Annotated in this window: 19 protein-coding genes; 14 read left to right on the top strand and 5 right to left on the bottom strand. The window is 71.1% G+C overall.

Annotated elements, in window-relative coordinates:
- Positions 1 to 19: 19 nt before the first annotated feature.
- Together AB0G59_RS06195 and AB0G59_RS06200 are read right to left on the bottom strand one after the other, a co-directional pair.
- Positions 20 to 178 (bottom strand): hypothetical protein, encoded by a 159-nt coding sequence (locus AB0G59_RS06195; protein WP_360908520.1) that lies wholly within the window; start codon positions 176 to 178, stop codon positions 20 to 22.
- A gap of 114 nt (positions 179 to 292) precedes the next feature.
- Positions 293 to 685: an NAD(P)-binding domain-containing protein gene (locus AB0G59_RS06200; protein ID WP_360908522.1), complete on the bottom strand. Its 393-nt coding sequence runs from the start codon at positions 683 to 685 to the stop codon at positions 293 to 295.
- 102 nt (positions 686 to 787) lie between these two features.
- Between AB0G59_RS06200 and AB0G59_RS06205 the strand changes: the two genes are divergently transcribed.
- Positions 788 to 1162, top strand: coding sequence for a helix-turn-helix domain-containing protein (locus AB0G59_RS06205; RefSeq protein ID WP_360908524.1), 375 nt, complete (start codon positions 788 to 790; stop codon positions 1160 to 1162).
- A 135-nt stretch (positions 1163 to 1297) separates the two neighbouring features.
- Here the strand turns inward: AB0G59_RS06205 and AB0G59_RS06210 are convergent, their stop codons facing one another.
- Both AB0G59_RS06210 and AB0G59_RS06215 read right to left on the bottom strand, forming a co-directional pair.
- Positions 1298 to 1906: a hypothetical protein gene (locus tag AB0G59_RS06210; protein WP_360908526.1), complete on the bottom strand. Its 609-nt coding sequence runs from the start codon at positions 1904 to 1906 to the stop codon at positions 1298 to 1300.
- Between the two features lie 203 nt (positions 1907 to 2109).
- Positions 2110 to 3288 (bottom strand): multidrug effflux MFS transporter, encoded by a 1179-nt coding sequence (locus AB0G59_RS06215; protein WP_360908528.1) that lies wholly within the window; start codon positions 3286 to 3288, stop codon positions 2110 to 2112.
- 451 nt (positions 3289 to 3739) lie between these two features.
- On the opposite strand from AB0G59_RS06215, the gene AB0G59_RS06220 reads away from it, so the two are divergent.
- Positions 3740 to 4504: a class I SAM-dependent methyltransferase gene (locus tag AB0G59_RS06220; RefSeq protein ID WP_360908530.1), complete on the top strand. Its 765-nt coding sequence runs from the start codon at positions 3740 to 3742 to the stop codon at positions 4502 to 4504.
- A gap of 1117 nt (positions 4505 to 5621) precedes the next feature.
- Here the strand turns inward: AB0G59_RS06220 and AB0G59_RS06225 are convergent.
- Positions 5622 to 6455: an NAD(P)H-binding protein gene (locus AB0G59_RS06225; protein ID WP_360908532.1), complete on the bottom strand. Its 834-nt coding sequence runs from the start codon at positions 6453 to 6455 to the stop codon at positions 5622 to 5624.
- Positions 6456 to 6526: 71 nt separating this feature from the next.
- On the opposite strand from AB0G59_RS06225, the gene AB0G59_RS06230 reads away from it, so the two are divergent.
- The 12 genes from AB0G59_RS06230 (at position 6527) to AB0G59_RS06285 (ending at position 18509) form a co-directional block, all read left to right on the top strand.
- Positions 6527 to 6958, top strand: a complete 432-nt coding sequence (locus AB0G59_RS06230) for a helix-turn-helix domain-containing protein (RefSeq protein WP_071967792.1) — start codon at positions 6527 to 6529, stop codon at positions 6956 to 6958.
- Positions 6959 to 7294: 336 nt separating this feature from the next.
- A complete protein-coding gene (locus AB0G59_RS06235) occupies positions 7295 to 7531 on the top strand; it encodes a hypothetical protein (protein WP_360908534.1) in 237 nt (78 codons plus the stop codon).
- Positions 7532 to 8286: 755 nt separating this feature from the next.
- Positions 8287 to 8478 carry a hypothetical protein gene (locus tag AB0G59_RS06240; RefSeq protein ID WP_360908664.1) on the top strand — a complete coding sequence of 64 codons (192 nt, stop codon included), beginning with the start codon at positions 8287 to 8289 and terminating at the stop codon, positions 8476 to 8478.
- 56 nt (positions 8479 to 8534) lie between these two features.
- The gene (locus AB0G59_RS06245) at positions 8535 to 8903 is read left to right on the top strand and encodes a PadR family transcriptional regulator (RefSeq protein WP_360908536.1); all 369 of its coding nucleotides are present in this window, start codon (positions 8535 to 8537) and stop codon (positions 8901 to 8903) included.
- Positions 8900 to 9796, top strand: coding sequence for a hypothetical protein (locus AB0G59_RS06250; protein WP_360908538.1), 897 nt, complete (start codon positions 8900 to 8902; stop codon positions 9794 to 9796). Before AB0G59_RS06245 ends, AB0G59_RS06250 begins: the two co-directional genes overlap by 4 nt.
- 677 nt (positions 9797 to 10473) lie before the next feature.
- Entirely contained in the window at positions 10474 to 10941 is a 468-nt protein-coding gene (locus tag AB0G59_RS06255) for a hypothetical protein (protein ID WP_360908540.1), read from the top strand.
- 79 nt (positions 10942 to 11020) lie between these two features.
- Positions 11021 to 11590 carry a DinB family protein gene (locus AB0G59_RS06260; protein WP_360908542.1) on the top strand — a complete coding sequence of 190 codons (570 nt, stop codon included), beginning with the start codon at positions 11021 to 11023 and terminating at the stop codon, positions 11588 to 11590.
- 508 nt (positions 11591 to 12098) lie between these two features.
- Positions 12099 to 14078 carry a 1-deoxy-D-xylulose-5-phosphate synthase gene (dxs, locus tag AB0G59_RS06265; protein ID WP_360908543.1) on the top strand — a complete coding sequence of 660 codons (1980 nt, stop codon included), beginning with the start codon at positions 12099 to 12101 and terminating at the stop codon, positions 14076 to 14078.
- A 105-nt stretch (positions 14079 to 14183) separates the two neighbouring features.
- A complete protein-coding gene (gene ispG, locus AB0G59_RS06270; protein ID WP_360908545.1) occupies positions 14184 to 15320 on the top strand; it encodes a flavodoxin-dependent (E)-4-hydroxy-3-methylbut-2-enyl-diphosphate synthase in 1137 nt (378 codons plus the stop codon).
- On the top strand, positions 15317 to 16435 hold the full coding sequence (locus AB0G59_RS06275) for a polyprenyl synthetase family protein (protein ID WP_360908547.1): 1119 nt from the start codon (positions 15317 to 15319) through the stop codon (positions 16433 to 16435). Before ispG ends, AB0G59_RS06275 begins: the two co-directional genes overlap by 4 nt.
- A 53-nt stretch (positions 16436 to 16488) precedes the next feature.
- Positions 16489 to 17544: a selina-4(15),7(11)-diene synthase gene (locus AB0G59_RS06280; RefSeq protein ID WP_360908549.1), complete on the top strand. Its 1056-nt coding sequence runs from the start codon at positions 16489 to 16491 to the stop codon at positions 17542 to 17544.
- The gene (locus tag AB0G59_RS06285) at positions 17532 to 18509 is read left to right on the top strand and encodes a spirocyclase AveC family protein (RefSeq protein WP_360908551.1); all 978 of its coding nucleotides are present in this window, start codon (positions 17532 to 17534) and stop codon (positions 18507 to 18509) included. The genes AB0G59_RS06280 and AB0G59_RS06285 overlap by 13 nt, the downstream gene beginning before the upstream one ends.
- Positions 18510 to 18553: the final 44 nt, after the last annotated feature.

The following is an 18553-nucleotide window of genomic DNA, read 5'->3' on the forward strand; positions in this document are numbered from 1 at the left end:
CCTCGCCCTCGCCCTGGCCCTATCCCTCGTCGTCGACCGCGCCGGGTGCCAGGGCGGGGGAGGGGAAGGCGTGACGTGCCTCGCCGCCGGACCACCACACACCGATGGCGAGGACCGCAGCCGCCTCCAGCAGCGCCGCGCGGGACAGTCCGCCGCACGGCAGGGGGGAGCAGCCCATCGACGTGATCAACTCTGCCGCGAGGGCGGCCGCGACGGGGGTACCGGCACAGAAGGGCACCGCCAGGGGCGCGCCCTCGAAGGCGGGCCGCGGCAGGGTCCAGATGCTCTCGTGTCAGATGCCGAAGACCTTGGCGACACCGGCGTCCGGCGCGGCGGCCGCGATGCGCGCGGCGACGGAGTCCGTGCCGCCGGCGGTGGTCAGGGAGGGCCCGTCCGGGCCGGGCTCCATGGGCACCGTGCAGTCCAGCACCGTCCGTCCGGTCAGAACAGGGGCGAGCTCCTGGGCCAACTGCGGCGCGCTGTCCGCCGGTACGGCCATCAGGACCGCCTCACCGTAAGCAGCCGCCTCGGCCAGGCCGCCGTGCCCGGCGGCTTCGATCCTTGCTGCAACCGTCGCTGCGGCCGTCACGTTCCGCCCGCCCACCAGAACCTTGTGCCCGGCCCGTACCCAGGCACCGCCCAGGGCTGTGGCCATCGAGCCCGTGCCGAGAATGCCGATGCGCATGATGCTGCTCCCCTCTGCTCTTGTCCCGTGGGATGTCATGCCCGGACGTTAGGCGGGCTGATGCACACCGCGCGGTGTGCATCAGCCGGGCAGGATGGGCGCATGGGAGAGCGTGAGGAACTGGCGGGGGACAGGTTCGCGGCGGACTGCCGGGCCCGGGTCGCCTTCGAGGTGCTGGCGAACCGATGGGACAGCGTGGTGGTCTTCATCCTCGGGGAGGGTGGCCCGAAGCGCCCGCGCGACCTGCTGGACCGGATCGGTGGGATCAGCCCCAAAGTGCTCAACGACGCGCTGCGGCGGCTGGAGTACAACGGCCTGGTGGAGCGCCGCCGTTACGCCGAGGCGCCCCCGCGCGTCGACTACGCCCTCACCGAGGCCGGCACGGCCCTGCTGGTCCCCATCCGCGCGATGGGCACCTGGGCCGCCCGCTACGCGGACACCGTCCTGGCCTCCCAGGATCGCTTCGACACCCGCTGATACCGGAGGGCAGGCGCCCCCTATCGGGTCGCCGGAGGGTGCTGGTCCTCTTCGGCTGCGCAGTCCCGGCGCCGGGCGCGTGGCAGGACACGGCTGAGGGCCACTCGCCTCTGCCGACCGCGCCGACGCGTGCGATCAGCGGCAGCGGCGGGTGTAGTACTGCCAGGTCAGGGCTGCCAGCAGCGGGCCCCACAGAATGAACAGGCCGCTGGTCACGGCAGCCAGCAGTGCCCACCATCCGTTCGCGAAGTGCGGTGCGGGCACGCCCGCGAGGCCGAATGTGCCGAGGACCCAGTCGGCGAGCAGGGCGAGTGCACCCAAGGATGCGAGTGCCGCCGGGACGAGCACCACGGCCGGACGGATCGGGCGGCCGCCGATCAGAGGGATCCGGTCCGGCACCACTTCGCCCCAGCCGCGCACCAGGGCGAAGCAGGACAGCGCGGCGAGCTCCGACAGAATGCTGAGCCCGAAGATGTACGGAACGCTCAGCCAGAGGGAGTCCGGGAAGGGGCCGTCGTCCCGCAGCCCCATCGGGAAGTGGAAGGCGAACGGCAGCCGCCACAGGCACACGGGCAGCATCAGCAGCGGGATCGCGCGGGCGACCATCTCGGCCCAGCGGGGCACCGGGCGGGCGGTGGCCCGCATGCCCGCGACAGCCTCGGCCTCGGCCCGGCCGTACGGTCCCGCCCCGGCCTGTGGCTCCGTCTGCGTCTGCGTGTGCGTGTGCGTCTTCGTCTCGCTCATGGAACTAGCTTCCGCGTCCAGTTGTCCCGGATCGTCAGTCCGGGGTATGCACCGGCTCCCCCGTGCGGGGGAGCTGGGCCCGCTCCGAGGCCTGGTGCCGCCGCCGTGGGAAGTGGCTCAGTCGGCCTGGCTGTTTGCGCGCTTGGGCCCTGGCCGCCAGGATCGCCCTCGGTAGGGCGTCATGTGGCCCGGCAGCGTTGCGTTCAGCCGACGGTCGGGGCGGCGGTTCTGGTCAGGCGCAGGGCGGCGATGGCGAGCAGGGCTGAGGCGGTCATGCCGGTGAACATGGGGACGGCGGTGTGCTCGCCGCCGATGCCGACCAGGGGAGCGGCCACCGCGCTCAGGAGGCTCTGGGCGGTGCCGAGGACGGCGGAGCCGGTGCCGGCGGCCTCGGGAACGCGTTCCAGGGCGAGCGCGGCCGTGTTGATGCTGACCATGCTGATGCCGACGAAGGCGGCGTAGAGCAGGACCAGGACCGCGACGATGTTCAGCCGGCCGGTCAGGGACAGTGTGCACAGGGCGGCGGAGGAGGCCGTCATCAGGCCCAGGCCGGTACGCAGCAGGGATGTGGGCTTGAAGCGGCCGACGAGCTTGGTGACGGCGATACCGGCCAGGACGCTGACGATGCCGACGGAGGCGAAGGCGGCCGAGGTCTGGCCGACGCTGAGGCCGAGGAGGTTCTGGAAGAGGAAGGAGGCGCCGCCCAGGTAGCAGAAGAGCACGGCCAGGGACATGCCGAAGCAGAACGTGTAGCCGACGTAGGCGCGGTTGCCCAGGACGTCGCGCACGGCGCGTGCGGTGGCCGCGATGCCACCGCGGTGGCGCCGCTCGGGCGGCAGGCTCTCGGGTATGGCGAAGGCCGCGGCCACCAAGGCCAGGAGCGAGGCGGCCGACAGGACCCAGAAGACGCCGCGCCAGTCGCCGGCCTCGATGACGGCGCCGCCCACGACGGGCGCGATGACCGGGGCGATGCCCATGAGGGTCATCAGGACGCCGAGCAGTTTGGCGGCCTTGTCTCCCTTGGCGACGTCGGAAATGACGGCACGCCCGATGACCACGCCGGCGGCACCGCTGAAGCCCTGCAGGAAGCGCAGGACGACCAGCCAGGCCAGGGAGGGCGCGAGCGCGCAGAAGGCGGTGGCGATGACACAGGCGATGCCGCCGGTCAGGATGGGGGTGCGGCGTCCGAAGCGGTCGGAGAGCGGACCCAGGATCAACTGTCCCAGGCCCATGCCGACCAGGAAGGCCGTGAGTGTGAGCTGGACGCCCGAGGCGTCGGTGTGCAGGTCGCCCGTCATCTGCGGGAAGGCGGGCAGGTACATGTCCGTGGCCAGCGGCATCACGAACGCGAGCAGCACCAGGGCCGCCGTCATCAAAGGCATCGAAGAACTCCGTGGGAAACAGGCGTACGGGCGGCAGCCGCTTCGTCCGTCCCGCCCGTGGGCGGAGACGGAGACGGATCCGGACGCCTCGGAGCAGGATCTGCTGTCCCGGCTCGAAGCTTCTTGCTGTCGCCGGTGACGACCGTAGGGGGCTTCTTCTGCCGCCGCGTCGGCCTTGGGACTGGAGGAACACCCTCCGTTTGACCTAGGGAAAATAGTGCAGAGCAGCCCAGCGGTCAGCGGACCGGAACGCGCTTACCGCCGGGGAAACGATCGGCGCAAAGGCGCGGGGGAGTCGATGGTTGCCTCGCGTAAGAGGTCGCGCAGATAGGCGTGCCCTCATGGGTGGCGGGGTCGGCCGCTACCGTACGTTGTTCCCGTCACCGACTTGCCGAGGGCCGCGGCGGAAAAGTATGTGCGTTCGGGTGGACTGGGACGTAATGATGTGGGTATGTCGCGTCCTTTTGAAGAGCTTGTCGTTGAGGCTGAGTCAGTGTCCGTGGAGGGTTGGGATTTCTCCTGGCTGGATGGTCGGGCGACCGAGGAACGCCCGTCATGGGGCTATCAGCAGGCGATGAGTCGGCGGCTGGCGGTGGTGTCGGCGGCGCTCGATATTCAGACCGGTGGTGGTGAGGTCCTGGCCGGGGCGGAGAAGCTGCCTCCCACGATGGCCGCGACGGAGTCCTGGCCACCGAACGTGGCCAAGGCGACCAGGCTGCTGCACCCGCGCGGGGTGGTGGTCGTCGCCGACCCGGACGAGCCGCCGCTACCGTTCGCCGACGAGGCGTTCGACCTGGTGACCAGCCGGCATCCCGCGACGGTGTGGTGGTCGGAGATCGCACGCGTGCTGCGACCGGGTGGAACGTACTTCGCCCAGCACGTCGGGCCCGCCAGCGTGTGGGAGCTGGTGGAGTACTTCCTGGGGCCGCAGCCCGAGGCACGCAGGAAGCGGCACCCCGACGACGAGAGCGCGGCGGCGAAGGCCGCCGGTCTGGAGATCGTCAACGTGCGCACGGAACGGCTGGGGATGGAGTTCTTCGACGTCGGCGCCGTGATCTACTTCCTCCGCAAGGTGATCTGGACGGTGCCCGGCTTCACCGTCGAGCAGTACCGCGGCCGCCTGCGCGAGCTGCACGAGAAGATCGAGGCCGAGGGACCGTTCATCGCCCACTCCTCCAGGACCCTCATCGAGGCGCGCAAGCCCGAGCGCGCGTAAGAGCTCGCGGAGACAGGTGTGCCCTCATGGGCGGCGGTTCGGCCGGTTGTCCCAGCGGTGGGTGGTCCATGCCCGGCGCTCCGAGTCGTAGCCCCGGCGTCCAGGCGCACAGTGTCGACCCAGACGTCGATCTCGGCCTTTTCCATGCCGGCTTTGCCGGTCTGCAGGAGGTACCGGTCGCGGTAGTCCTTCGTCATGGCCGGGACCTCGTAGTTCTTCAGGTCGGCGAGGACGACCGTGCCCCGGTAGTGGTCGGTGGCCCGTCCACCCACCGTTTCGCCGCCGACACGCCTCAGGTCCTTGGAGGCGGCCAGCAGGGCGCCGACCCACTTCTTCATGAAGCCCCCGACGCGCCGGCCGGCGTTCTCCTTGGGCGGCGTCGACGGCGAGGCCGCCGGTTTCGTCGCTCCGGAGCCGGGCTCCTCAGCAGATCCGAACTTATTGCCGAATGCTCGTCCCGTCACACGCAGGCCAAACGAAAAGCGGGCCGGCCCACCCCGGTGGCTTCGAGACCGTCATCGGCGCGAGCAACACGCTGAACGAGACGGCCGACCGCATCCTGCGCGACTCCGGCCTGGCCTGCCTTCGCACGATCGAGCACTGAACAGCCGGACGGCACCGATGTGCCTGGTCGGACGCGGGCGCGCTCATGGATCGCCAAGCTCCCCCTGCTCGAGGGCTGGCACATCAACTTCCTGGGTCTCTACCTGTTCAACATCAAGGCCTGCGGCCTCGGCCGGGGCCTGCGCCCTTCCGGGGGACCCGGATGCCGCCTAGGGCTGGCGGCCGGCGCACCGGCTGACGTGCGCACACCGCACGTGGCGCATCGCTGTGCACGCCGCTGGACCCGATGCCCCACGCTCCGAGAGTGCCCGTATCGCGGGTTCCGGAGTTCTCGCGAGGGTCCCTGCGCATGCACCAGGTGTGGGGTCGTTGTCGGGGAGCCGGATATCGGCTGTGATCTTGAAGCCGCGGCGCAAGGGCGAACCCCCGCGTATGCGGACGTGCAGCCGACGGCTTCGCCGATGTCACGGGTGCCGTCGAGGGTGCGCCCTCAGGACCGCCACGACCTGCGGGCCGGTCCTCCCGGTTCCATCTGTCGCTGAGAGCTTCACGGTCATGCCTCCCCAGCCGTCCGTGCCGCAGCGACCATGGCCTCGTACACCTCCAGCGCCGGCCGGGGCTCGCGGCCCAGGAGCGTGCGCAGGGCGTTGTCCTTGATCCCGCTGCCGTCCAGGAAGCCCCCGGCGATCACCGAGTACGTGCCCACCAGCATCGGCACCTGGTAGGGCAGCGCCTGGCCGGCCTCGGTGATCGCCTCGCGGGCCGTGCCGAGCGAGGAGGGTTCGTACGAGCCGCCGATCGCGGCAGCCAGCTCGGCGCCGCCCAGGGCCCGCTCGCCGACGAGCTCGTACACCCGTCCCGCGTGCTGCTCCGGCTCGGCCGCCACCCGGGCCGCCACCGCCGCGAGGTCTGCGCGGGCCACCGCGGCCAGGCGGCACTCGCCCAGCGGCGCCGCGATCGTCCCGTCGGGGCCCGGAGCCGCGATACCGGCGAGGAACTCGGCGTAGAGCCCGTTGCGCAGAATCGTCCACGCCAGCGGGCTGCGCCCGAGGCGGCGTTCGGTCCAGCGGTGGGCGAGCGCGTAGGCCAGGTGGTCGCCGTCGCCGCTGAGGCTGGTGTAGACGATGTGCCGCACGCCCGCTCTCTCGGCCGCCGATATCGCCGCGTCGTGGCGGGCGATGACGACGTCGTCCTCGCCGTACCCGGCGGAGATGAGCAGCAGGGTGTCCACCCCGGTGAAGTCGAGCGAGGACGGGTCGTCGAAGTCGACGCGGCGCTCCGCGGTGGAGCGGGGGGTGCGGGTGCCGAGGACGACGTCGTCCCGCCCGGCCAGTTCGCCGGCGACGAGCTGTCCGAGCGCGCCGCCTGCACCGGTTACCAGAATCATTGAGATCTCCCTCCTGAGCTGTGTGTTTCCATCATGGGGAGTGAGTTTCGATCGCATAAGGAGGCACTTTGATGTCAGTAGGGCACACCGCGGTAACCACCCCGGTGCCGGACGAGCCCGTGATCGTCTGCGAGACGCCGCAGGACGAGTGCGGTGTGAGGGACGTGCTCGACCGGCTCGGCGACAAGTGGTCCGTTTACGTGGTGGTCGAGCTCGCCTCCGGCATACGGCGGTTCAAGGAGCTGCAGCGCGCCATCCCGGGCAATATCTCGCAGCGTATGCTCACGCTCACCGTCCGGCGTCTGGAGCGCGACGGGGTGGTGAAGCGGACCGTGTATCCCACCGTGCCGCCCCAGGTCGAGTACGAGCTGACGGAAATGGGTCACAGTCTCACCCACCTCGTCAAGGCCCTCGCGGACTGGTCGATCGCCCACCGGCCGTTCATCGCCGCCTCACGGGCGGCCTGGGACGCCGCTCACTCGGAGCCGACTGCCGGCGAATGAACGGCCCGCCCCGGGCTCGCTGCGGCGCAGGATGCTCCGCACCACCGCCACGGTGTCTGGCGGGGCGCCGGAGACGATCGTCGTCGGAGGGCTGGCGGGGGGTTGGGCGGTCGGGGTGTACATGGCTGTCGGCAGAGCAACAGCGTGCGGGGTCATGCCAGGGAGCGTGGGGGTGAAGGTGCGGCATGCCACGCGTCAGTGCGCCGGCTGCCGGGCGTTCGTTTGATCACGATACGGATAGATACCTCCCGGATCTCTGATGTGCGCCCTGGCCGTCCGGGATCCCGTCACCGGGCGCCCGCCGTGGTGGCGCTCTTCCACTGGGGAGGCTCAGCCATGAACCGTTTCCACCGTGCCTTAGGCACGCTCGCAGCGACCATCCTGCTCAGCGGGGCAGCCACCGTGCTCGCCTCGCCTGCCCATGCCGACAGCGCCGACGACAGTCCGCAGGTGATGGTCAGCGCGCAGCAGTGCGTCGACAGCGGCGGCCGCATCCGGCAGATCTTCTGGATTCCCCCGATGTACATGTGCGTCGGCGGCCCGCACAACGGAGAGGCCGTCACCAGCTGGTGACCGTCGGCCCGCCACCAGCCGACACTGCGCGCCCCCGTGCCTTCTTCACGAGGCTGTTGCCGAACCGGTCCGGCACCGCCGGAGGCGGCCGCTGGGACAACGCCGGGCCTTGGGTGAGGACCGGATCCAGGAAGCGACGCGGTCGGTATGCCCGCGGTCCCCGCGGGGTGCCGTAGGTGCTGTGTGCCTGGCCGATGCCGGGCTTACGGTCCTGGTCGATGCCGTGCTGCTCCTGGCCGTGCCCGCGTCTGTGCCCGCGTCTGTGGTTTCTGTCGGGGCGTCGGAGGCGATCGTCTCCGACGCTCTGCCGGCGGGTGCTGTGCCCGTCCCGCAGGCCGTGGGCCTGGCCGGAGCCGACGCCACTGCCCGGGAAGCGGACGGCTCGTGGGCGGTCAGCGCGGGGGCGGCCCGATGTTCATCCCGCTGATGCAGGCTTTGAACGTGCCCCGGTGCCGGACATGCCGCCCACACCCAGCCCACAGGCAACGGAGAGGGCTCCGTCAATCACAGCCGCCGCGTAGCGCCGCCCCAGGCTCGCCGGCCGGACGCCGTACGCCGCCGTGCTCACGTGCTCCCCCTCACCTGAACGATCAGTCGCCCAACGACCGTATCGCACGACAAGTTGCCGACTCTCGCCACGGTGTCCTGTTCGGCCGGGGCCCGGCCGGGTCGAAACCTGCCCGGTAGTACACGGCCAGGCCCCAGTCGCTGTCGGTGGTGCGGGTGCCGTGGGTGCCGTGGGTGCCGTGGGTGCCTTGGATGCGCGAGTCGCCGAGGGCGACGGCGCGTACGGCGGGCAGGGCCGTGAGCTGGTCAGCGACATGGTCGAGGAAGTCGTCGTCACGATGTCCGCGACCGCGCCGTTCGCGCTCGCCCGAGGGCCGTCGGACGGGCGATGGTGCCCGCGAGGCGGAGCGGTGTCGCCGGAATCCGGGCGGGTCGGTTAGGGGAGGGCGATAGGTCGTTGATCGACATATGTAGATCAACGACCTATGGTGTCCTCATGGCTGACCGACCAATGCAGGAGCCCACTCTGTTGCTCCTGACCGCGTTGAGTGATGAACCGCGCCACGGCTACGCGATCGTGCAAGAGGTGCTGGCGATCTCCGGGGGACGGGTGCGATTGCGGACGGGGACGCTGTACGCGGCTCTCGACCGGCTGGTGCAGGAGGAACTGATCGAGGTGTACTGCGAGGAGGTCGTCGACGGGCGGCTGCGGCGGAGTTACACGCTCACCGGCGGCGGGCGGGTGCGGCTCGCAGCGGAGGCCGACCGGTTGCGGGCGGTGGCGAGCGAGGCGCAGCGGCGGCTCGGGCTCGCAGGCGGCTTCGGGACCGCCGGCCCGTCCGTGCCGAAGGGGGTCACCGCATGAGCCGGCCGCCCCTGGCGCTGATGCTCTACCCGCGCGCGTACCGCCGGGCGTACGGCGACGAGATCGCCGCCCACTTCGCCGAGTCCACCGCGGGCGCCTCCCGGGCCTGGCGGTGGTGTGAGGGAGCGGACTTGGCCGGGCACGCGGTGCGCATGCGGCTGCGGCTGACCTCGGCCGGCCCCGCCGGCCGGGTGCTGGCCGCTGCCGCGCCGTACGCGGCGGTGGGCTCGGCCGTGTACGCGGCGCTGTCCTTCGCGCAGTTGGTGATGAGGGTGGTGGTCCATGTCCTGCCGGACGGTCCGGACGGTTTCTCCCTCGGGATGCTGGTGACGGCGGACTTGGTGCTGGCCGCGGCCGGCGGGGCGACCCTGGCAGGGCGCTGGCGCGCCGCGCGTGTGCTGGCCCTGCTCGGCATGGTCGCTCTGGCCGTGCAACAGGTGTTCGGGGACATGTACGTCCTCGACGGGACGGGCAGGATGCTGTCGGCCGTCCTCGCCCTCGTCATGGTGCTGGGCTGTCCGCCCGACACTCCGCCGGTCGGGCGGACGGTGCGCAGAGGCGCGGCGGTGTACGCCGCGGCTGCCTTCCTGCCGCTGTTCGGGCTGCTGGTCACGGGATCGGCGCTGCTGTTCCTCAGTCTCCACTGGTCGGTACTGCCTGTGCTGGCCCTGGCCGCCGCCCTCGTGATCACGGGCCCCCGCGCCGAGTGGCCCGGCTCCCACGCGGCGGGGACGGCTCTCGCGGCGCTGCCCTGGCTCACCTACAACTTCCAGGTCCTCCACTGGGAGTTGGATGCCGTGGGCCTGTGCCTCGCCGTGCTGGCCGGGGGAGCCTTCCTCGCCTGGGCGCGGGGGTGGCTCGGCCGCCAGAAGGCGGCCGCCCGCGGCCGGTGAAGCCGCTATCGCCCTCTGTATGGGTACGCGATGATCTGCCCATGGGGAGTCGTGGGAAGAGGTGCAAGCGCTGCGGGCAAGCCAGCCGTTCGTGGCGGCGTACCTGCAAGTCGTGTCGGGCGCGGATCGATCGGGGTGATCTGGCGGGTGATCGGTGAAGTGCGGAAGCACCATCAGGGAGAGAGCGGGGATGCCGGTGGTCTCCGTCGCGAACCGTCCAGGCCGGGGCGCAGCCTGCGGGTGTAGACGAACTCCGGCATCGGCACCCACTGCGGCCTGTACCGACGACGAACGTCAGGGTGCGCATGCGGTCATTCCCCTCCGACGACGGACCTGTGCTGATCGCGAACAGCTTCCCCCGACGCCGCCACCGTACGCGCGCCCTGGGCCGTGCTCGGGGGTTCGGGGCACTTTGGTGCATGCGGCCGTCCTGTCCGCCAATCTGGCGTTCGAGTGAAAGTCGTCGCGTAACCGGTTTCGGGCCGCGCTCTCGCGGGTGAATCGTGCGGACAGTGACAAAAGAGACTCTCCGCTCCTGCTGTCCTAGTCGTATCCCGTGATGGAGCGGGGGCGCATCCGCGGTAGGAGGGGCTATGCGGCTCACACGATGCTCGTCAGGGGAAAGTGCGTCTACAGGACGAAGAGCTGCACGGCAGCTGGCGGCGCTCGCCGCAGCAGTGGTGTTCGGCCTTGCCGGGGTCGGCGGCGCCATCGCCGCCGACCGGGTGCAGGGGGCGGTGCTGTTCTGCTTCGGCGATATCACCGTGAACGTCAACGAGTTGTCCGGGGGAGTCTCCGGCAGCGGCAGCCTCACATGCGACGAGCCCGGCGGCCCCCGGCACAGTGCCACTATCCGTATGTCGGGCTCTGTGCTCAGCACCAGCGGGCTGATCACCGAGACTGTCACCAGTGACACCATCACCTACGACGACGGCCAGGTGTCGGACCTAGGCGTGAACAGGCGGCTGGAGAAGCTCTCCAGCAGCACCCACGGCAACGCTCGCGGCGCCGGTAGCGGAAGGGTCAGCAACGGCCGCTTCGTCAACGCGGTCGAGAACGAGCAGGCGAGCGGCACATTCGCCACTGGAATCGCTGGCACAACGACCTACCGATTCGGCGACTTCAGCCTGGGCCTGTCCCGGTGAGCACTCCCGCACGTCCCCCGTCCATGACGTCACCTCCCAGCGAGAACTCAGTGGCGAGCCCGGGCCTCCGCAGACGAACATGGAACGCATGAGCGATCAACCCGCGCGATGGACCCAGGCGACCGTCTACCCCGACATGTGGGCCGATCCGGACGACGACCCCCGCAACAGCGAAGGTCCTAGCCCGGACGGCGAGCTTGCGACACTGCAGGACTTCCTGACGAACTACCGGATGACCCTGCGGATGAAGTGCGAGGGCCTGGACGCGGAGCAACTGGCCCGTCGGTCGGTTCCGCCGTCGACGATGTCGCTGCTCGGCCTGGTTCGGCACCTCGCCGAGGTGGAACGGGACTGGCGCAACTGGATCAGTGACGGTGACCCGCTGCCGAAGCTGTACGGCGAGCGTGACGCGGACTTCGACGGAGCCGTCGGCGACCAGGCCGTGGTGGACGCCGCGTACCTCGATCTGGAGCGCGAGCAGGCCGCGACCGACGCCGCGCTGGCCGAGCACCCGGACCTGGGGGAGCGCGTGGGGAAGGACGGGATCGCGGTGCGGGAGCTGATGGTGCACAGGATCGAGGAGTATGCCCGTCACTGCGGGCAGGCCGACCTGTTGCGCGAGTGCATCGACGGAAGGGTGGGCCAGTAACGAGGGCCGGGGTTCACGCCCGCCCCCACCAGCGCGTCACCTGAAGTGAAGCTGCGGTCCAGCCGGGCGTTGGGGTGCGGCGGTGTTTGTATGTCTATAGGGCGCCGGCGGCATGCGCCTTCTCTGCGCTTGGTACAGGGCTCAACTATGAGCGGAAGGTGATGGTCCTGTTCCGGACTGCCTTCCGCTGTGCCGATCCAACACCTGCGGCCTGTCCGTGGTGTTGCCCGGCATGAGTGTGCGCGTGTCCCAGGTCCCGTCGCATGAGCAGCGGTAGCCCCCTTCTGCGGCTGTGACCGTTCGGGCGCCCGCGTATCACGAGCAAGGGGATGAGTGCCGTGATCACTGCCCCAGGCGGCCAGGCTGCCGACCGGGGATGTGTCCGGCCCGCCCGGTCGGGCCGGTGCTGTCCTGCCGCGCTCGGCGACCTCGACCCCGTGACCGTCCGCGCACCCACCACCGTGCCCGGGACGGTGCCCTCCGGGCTGCCTGCGGCGGTGAGGGCCCGATGAGCACCCGACCCGTGCCCACGCCCCGCCCGTCTTCCAAGCCCCGTACCGGATCCGGGAACCGGGCACCCGCCGGGGGCACCGCCCCTCTTGCCGGCGAGGGGATCTCTCCCGGGTGCTTCCCTCTCCTGTCCGCGCTCGCAGCGCCGGAGGACCTGCGTGGTCTCGCACAGGAGGAACTGTCGGCGCTGGCGGGGGAGATCCGGGCGTTCCTGATCGGCAAGGTCTGCGCGACGGGCGGGCACCTGGGTCCGAACCTCGGCGTGGTGGAACTGTCCATCGCACTCCACCGGGTGTTCGACTCCCCACGCGACACGGTGCTGTTCGACATCGGCCACCAGGGATACGTCCACAAGCTCCTCACCGACCGTGCCAGGGGTTTCGACCGGCTGCGGCAAGCGGGCGGTCCGTCCGGATACCTCTCCCGCGAGGAGTCGCCGCACGACGTCATCGAGAACTCCCACGCCTCGACAGTCCTGTCCTACGCCGACGGCCTGGCCAAAGCCCGTCATCTGTCCGGCGAAGCCGACCGGAACGTGGTCGCCGTCATCGGCGACGGGGCCCTGACGGGCGGAATGTCCTGGGAAGCGCTCAACAACCTCGGCGGCAGCCCGGACCGGCCGTTGGTGATCGTGCTGAACGACAACACACGCTCCTACGCTCCCACCGTCGGCGCCCTCGCCGACCACCTCCAGCACCTGCGCTCCACCACCCCCGACAGGGACCAGGGCAGCCCGGGGCTCCACAGCCCGCACGCTGCGGGTGGCAGCGTGCCACCGGGGCCGATGACGGCGGCCCGCAACCTCTTCCGCCTGCTGGGCTTCGCCTACCTCGGCCCCGTCGACGGCCATCACCTGCCGTCCCTGGAAGAGGCCCTGACCAGGGCGCGGGATCTGCACCGCCCGGTGGTCGTCCACGCGGTCACCGTCAAAGGGCGCGGCTACGCCCCGGCCGAGGCGGACACAGAGGACTGCATGCACGCGGTCGGTGTCCTGGACCCTGCCACCGGACAGCCGGCCCGGGCGGGCGGCGGACGGTCGTGGACGAGCGTGTTCGCCGGTGAACTGTGCGAGCTGGGGGAGCGGCACGAGCAGATCGTGGCGATCACTGCGGCGATGCCGGGCCCCACGGGCCTCGCCCGCTTCGCCGAACGCTTCCCGCGCCGGTTCTTCGATGTCGGGATCGCCGAGCAGCATGCGATGACCTCCGCCGCCGGCCTCGCACTGGGCGGCTTCCACCCGGTCGTCGCGGTGTACGCCACGTTCCTCGGCCGCGCCTTCGACCAGGTCCTCATGGACGTCGCCCTGCACCGGCTGCCGGTCACCGTCGTCCTCGACCGCGCGGGCGTCACCGGCCCCGACGGGCCGTCGCACCACGGAATGTGGGACCTGACCCTCCTGGGTGCGGTGCCCGGGATGCGGGTGGGGGTGCCACGGGACGCCGCACGGCTGCGCGAGCTCCTCGGTGAGGCCGTAGCGCACACCGCCGGCCCGACCGCGTTGCGCTTTCCCAAGGCCGCGGTCGCCGACGACATCCACGCCGTGAAGCGCGAGGGCCCGGTCGATGTCCTCCACTGTTCCGGAATCCGGGATGTGCTGGTGGTGGCGGTGGGCCCGCTGGCCCAGCCGGCGGTGGAGGCCGCCCGTTCCCTGGACGGGCAGGGCACAGGCGTGACCGTCGCCGATCCCCGCTGGGTGCTGCCCGTACCGGCGGAACTCATCGAGCTCGCCGCCACGCACCGGCTGGTGGTGACGGTGGAGGACAACACCCGTGCCGGGGGCATGGGCACCGCGGTGGCCCGTGCTGTGGCCGATGCCGGCTCCCGCACCCCGGTACGGGTGCTGGGTCTGCCGGGGCGCTTCCTCGCCCACGGCACCCGTGCCGACATCCTTGCCGCTGCCGGCCTCACCGCCCAAGGCATCGCCTACTCCGTCCTGCGCGCCCGCGCCGACCTCCCCGCTCATGAAGGGAGGCCGTGATGTCCACCCGGCGGGCCTTCCGGCAGATTCCCGACGGTTCCCTCCGGCCGCCCGGCCGCCGTACCCCTTCCACCCCCGCCCACCACGTCAGGAAGGGAGCCTGAGATGCCCGCCATCGACCTCGGCCTCCCCACCCCGCCCCCCATCACTCCGGTGCGCCGCCGCACCCGGCGGATCCAAGTCGGCGATGTCCCCGTCGGCGGTGGCGCACCCGTCTCGGTCCAGACCATGACCACCACCAACACCACTGACATCGACGCGACCTTGCGGCAGATCGCCGAGATCACCGCCGCGGGCTGTGACATCGTCCGCGTCGCCGTCCCCTCCCAGGACGACGCCGATGCCTTGCCCGCCATCGTCGCCAAGTCCCCGATCCCCGTCATCGCGGACATCCACTTCCAGCCCCGCTACGTCTTCGCCGCCATCGACGCCGGCTGCGCCGCCGTCCGCGTCAACCCCGGCAACATCAAGAAATTCGACGACAAGGTCGAAGAGATCGCCCGGGCCGCCTCCGCGGCCGGGGTGCCGATCCGGGTCGGCGTGAACGCGGGCTCCCTCGACCCGCGCCTGCTGACCAAGCACGGCAAGGCCACCCCCGAAGCACTGGCGGAGTCCGCGCTGTGGGAGTGCGCGCTCTTCGAGGAGCACGGTTTCACCGACCTCAAGGTCGCGGCCAAGCACCACGACCCGCTCACGATGATCGCCGCCTATCGCATCCTCGCCGAAGCCTGCGACTACCCCTTGCACCTGGGGGTGACGGAGGCAGGCCCGGCGTTCCAGGGGGCGATCAAGTCGGCGGTCGCCCTCGGGGTGCTGCTCGCGGAGGGGATCGGCGACACCATCCGTGTCTCGATCTCCGACGGACCTGTCGAACAGGTCAAGGCCGGCTGCCAGATCCTCGCCTCCCTCGGACTGCGGCCGCGCAAGCTGGAAATCGTCTCCTGTCCCGGCTGCGGACGGCTGCAGGTCGACATCCACAAGCTGGCCGCCCGGGTGGAGGCCGCCTTCACGGACTTTCCCCATCCGCTGCGTGTGGCCGTGATGGGGTGCGTGGTCAACGGCCCCGGCGAAGCCCGCGAAGCCGACCTGGGGGTCTCCTGCGGGAACGGCAAAGGCCAGATCTTCCGCAAGGGAGAGGTCATCGCCACCGTTCCGGAGCACCGCATCGTCGAAAGGCTCCTGGACGAGGCCCTCCGCCTCACGGAGCCGGACGGCGCCCCACCGCAGGCAGCCCCGCGATGACCACCGAACTGCCGGCCGGGGTGCCCGCCGAACTGCCCACCGAACCGCCCGCCGCTGTGCCCGACCCGGCGACCGTACGGGCGCACGTGGCCAGGATCCTGGCCGACTTCCTGGACGGCAAGGCCCGCACCGCCGACGAGCGCCGCATGCCCGGCGAAGTGCCCCGCACCCTGGGTGAATTCGTCCTCGCCGGGGGAAAACGGCTGCGCCCCGTGCTCTGCGTCGCGGGCTGGCAGGCCGCCGGGGGCGCCGGGGACCCCTCGGCCGTACTCAAGGCCGCGGCATCACTGGAACTGTTCCACGCCTTCGCGCTGATCCACGACGACATCATGGACGGCTCGGACACCCGTCGCGGTCACCCCAGCGTCCACCGCGCGCTGGCCGCCCGCCACGCACCGGGCCGCACCGGCGCGGCCGCCGCCCACCTGGGCGCCTCGGCCGCCATCCTCATCGGTGACTTCGCCCTGGCCTGGTCGGACGAACTCCTGCACGGCGCGGGTCTCACCACCACCCAGCTCGCACGCGTCCTCCCGCTGCTCGACACGATGCGCACCGAGGTCCTGTACGGCCAGTACCTCGACCTGACCTCGACCGGGAAACCCACCGACGACGTCGAACAGGCCCTGACCACGATCCGCTACAAGACGGCCAAGTACACCGTTGAACGGCCGTTGCACATCGGTGCCGCCCTGGCCGGCGCCGGCCCCGAGGTCTTCGCCGCCCTGAGCGACTTCGCCCTCCCCCTCGGCGAAGCCTTCCAGCTGCGCGACGACCTCCTCGGTGTCTTCGGCCGGCCCCGGGCCACCGGGAAGCCCCGGCTCGACGACCTGCGCGGCGGCAAGCACACCGTACTGATCGCCCTCGCCCTGCGGCGCGCCCGGCGGACCGAGCGCGTCCTCCTGCACACCCTGCTCGGCAACCCGGAGCTGAACGAGGGCGGCGCGAGCCGCATCCGCGACCTGCTCACCACCACCGGTGCCCGGGACACGGTCGAGCGCATGATCCAGGTCCGCTACGAGAAGGCGCTACGAGCTCTGGACCGGGCCCCCTTCCCCCGCACGACCGTCGACGTCCTGCGGGCGACGGCCCGCGCCGCCACCGTGAGGACCGCGTGAGCCCGCCCCCTCCGCTCCCTTCCTCCTCCTCTTCCTCCCCCCCCAGGAACCCCATGATGACGAGCCTCCCCACGACCCTCACCGTGCCGCCCGTCTACTCTCCCTTCCCGCCCCGGATCCACGCGGGGCACGTACTGGTGCAGGAGAACAGCACCTCCTGGGCGCAGCAGTGGCACATCGGCTCCGATGCCCTGCGCGCCCACCTGGTTCAGCAGGACATCGGCGTCTTCGCCGCCCGGGTGCTGCCTGAAGGCCCGCAGGAGGTCGTCGAACTGCTGGCCGAGTTCATCCTGTGGCTGTTCGGCGTCGACGACGACATCTGCGAGCACGGCGAGCTGGGCCGTCACCCCGGCGAACTCGCCGCCCAGCTGTCGCGCCTGCTGAGAGTCGCCCAGGAGCCGCGGTCGCCCATGCTGGACGGCGACCCGCTGGCCGTGGGCGTCCGTGAGCTGCGAGGCCGTCTGGCCGGGTACGCCACACCCGGACAGCTGGCCCGCTGGACCGACGGGATCCGGGAGTACTTCTTCTCCCTGGTCTGGGAGGCCCACCACCGCAGCATGGGCAGCGTTCCGGGCCTGAACGACTACACCCTGATCCGGCTGTACAACGGGGCCGCCACCGCTGCCGAGCCCTTCCTGGAGATCGCCGGCGGCTATGAACTGACCCCGCGCGAACACCATCACCCGCTCGTGCGCGCACTGGCCGAGATGGCGTACTTCATCATCGGCTGGGACAACGACATCTTCTCCTTCCACAAGGAGAACCGCGGCCCGTACTACTTCATGAACGCTGTCCAGGTCGTACGGGCCGCTGACGGCGGCAGCCTGCGCGACGCCCTGGACCGCGTCATCGCCCAGCGCGACCGCGTCACGGCCCACTTCCTGCGCCTGCGTGACCGCCACGAAGCCGAGCTGACTCGCCGTCAGCTGCGCTATGTCGGCGACCTGGGCTGCTTCATCCGCGGCAACCAGGACTGGGCGATCACCTCCGACCGCTACACCAACCCGACGGACCCCGCGGACCTTCCCACCGCCTTCACCGCCGTCCCCACCGACGAGCGGGACGAACCGTTGCCGATCGCCGTGGTGCACGCTTGGTGGCAGCTGTGACGCGCCCCCGCGCCGCCACGCAGCGATCGCTGCCGGAGCGCGCCCGGGAGGCCCGCGGCACCGTCCGGGCCTGGGCGGCGCTGGGAGCGGTCTGCGTACTGGCCCAGCTCCTGGTCCTGATCCGCTGGATCGACGACGACGGCTACCGCCTCACCGGCGGCGAACGCGGCCCCGCCCCGGCCCTCGCCCTGGCCCTGCAGTCCCTGTTCACTGCGGCGGTCGTGTTCACCCTGGCCCTCCTGACGGTGCGGGCCTACCGGGAGAGCCGAGCCCGGCGGCAGCTGTCGTTCGACGCCGCGGGCATCATCGGGTTCCTGCTCGCCGCCTGGCTCGATCCCGTACAGAACTACCTGCACCCCGTCTTCGTCCAGAACGTCCATGCACTGACCCCGGCCGGGTCCTGGGGGCCCTACCTGCCCGGCTGGGCCGGCCCGCCCGCCCACACCGGCACCTGGCTCTGGCTTCCCCTGCTGCCGATGTACGGCGCCTTCTACGCGGCGGTCATCCTGATCAGCAACGCCATGGGGCGCCTTCGCGCCACCCGTCCCGCATGGTCCCCACGGCGGCTGTACACGGCGAGCTACCTGGTGTCGTACCTGTCGGTCGCGCTGCTCACCCAGATCTACCCGCTGCTCGCCGTCGGCGTATGGGGCCACGCCATCCCTCAGCTCACCCTCTTCGACGGCCGCTGGTACCAATGGCCGCTCTACGAGGCACCGGTGACGGCGCTGGTCGTCCTGCTCCCCGCCATCCTGCGATTCCAGCACCGGACCACCGGCACCAGTGCCGTGGAGCGCGGCATGGACAGGCTCCCCGCACGGTGGCACGGCGCGGCGAGGCTGCTGGCGGTCACCGCCGCGATGAACGCCACCGTCCTGCTCTACATGGCGGCGCAGATCGCGTTGTCGCTGCTGCCCGGCACCGGACCGGACGCGCTGCCCGCACACATCCGCACCACGCCCTGATCCGGGCCCTGATCCGGGCCCGTACGTACGACGAGGAGGAAGCA

This window comes from Streptomyces sp. NPDC021096 (assembly GCF_040641275.1).
Lineage (GTDB): Bacteria > Actinomycetota > Actinomycetes > Streptomycetales > Streptomycetaceae > Streptomyces.

What these genes read in the sequence shown, in the direction of transcription:
- AB0G59_RS06215 (WP_360908528.1), bottom strand. Translation starts at nt 3,288, where the DNA reads ATGCCTTTGATGACGGCGGCCCTGGTGCTGCTCGCGTTCGTGATGCCG.
- ispG (WP_360908545.1), top strand. Translation starts at nt 14,184, where the DNA reads ATGCCCGCCATCGACCTCGGCCTCCCCACCCCGCCCCCCATCACTCCG.
- AB0G59_RS06220 (WP_360908530.1), top strand. Translation starts at nt 3,740, where the DNA reads ATGTCGCGTCCTTTTGAAGAGCTTGTCGTTGAGGCTGAGTCAGTGTCC.
- AB0G59_RS06275 (WP_360908547.1), top strand. Translation starts at nt 15,317, where the DNA reads ATGACCACCGAACTGCCGGCCGGGGTGCCCGCCGAACTGCCCACCGAA.
- AB0G59_RS06225 (WP_360908532.1), bottom strand. Translation starts at nt 6,455, where the DNA reads ATGATTCTGGTAACCGGTGCAGGCGGCGCGCTCGGACAGCTCGTCGCC.
- AB0G59_RS06205 (WP_360908524.1), top strand. Translation starts at nt 788, where the DNA reads ATGGGAGAGCGTGAGGAACTGGCGGGGGACAGGTTCGCGGCGGACTGC.
- AB0G59_RS06230 (WP_071967792.1), top strand. Translation starts at nt 6,527, where the DNA reads ATGTCAGTAGGGCACACCGCGGTAACCACCCCGGTGCCGGACGAGCCC.
- AB0G59_RS06260 (WP_360908542.1), top strand. Translation starts at nt 11,021, where the DNA reads ATGGAACGCATGAGCGATCAACCCGCGCGATGGACCCAGGCGACCGTC.
- AB0G59_RS06195 (WP_360908520.1), bottom strand. Translation starts at nt 178, where the DNA reads ATGGGCTGCTCCCCCCTGCCGTGCGGCGGACTGTCCCGCGCGGCGCTG.
- AB0G59_RS06235 (WP_360908534.1), top strand. Translation starts at nt 7,295, where the DNA reads ATGAACCGTTTCCACCGTGCCTTAGGCACGCTCGCAGCGACCATCCTG.
- AB0G59_RS06245 (WP_360908536.1), top strand. Translation starts at nt 8,535, where the DNA reads ATGGCTGACCGACCAATGCAGGAGCCCACTCTGTTGCTCCTGACCGCG.
- AB0G59_RS06210 (WP_360908526.1), bottom strand. Translation starts at nt 1,906, where the DNA reads ATGAGCGAGACGAAGACGCACACGCACACGCAGACGCAGACGGAGCCA.
- dxs (WP_360908543.1), top strand. Translation starts at nt 12,099, where the DNA reads ATGAGCACCCGACCCGTGCCCACGCCCCGCCCGTCTTCCAAGCCCCGT.
- AB0G59_RS06250 (WP_360908538.1), top strand. Translation starts at nt 8,900, where the DNA reads ATGAGCCGGCCGCCCCTGGCGCTGATGCTCTACCCGCGCGCGTACCGC.
- AB0G59_RS06200 (WP_360908522.1), bottom strand. Translation starts at nt 685, where the DNA reads ATGCGCATCGGCATTCTCGGCACGGGCTCGATGGCCACAGCCCTGGGC.
- AB0G59_RS06280 (WP_360908549.1), top strand. Translation starts at nt 16,489, where the DNA reads ATGATGACGAGCCTCCCCACGACCCTCACCGTGCCGCCCGTCTACTCT.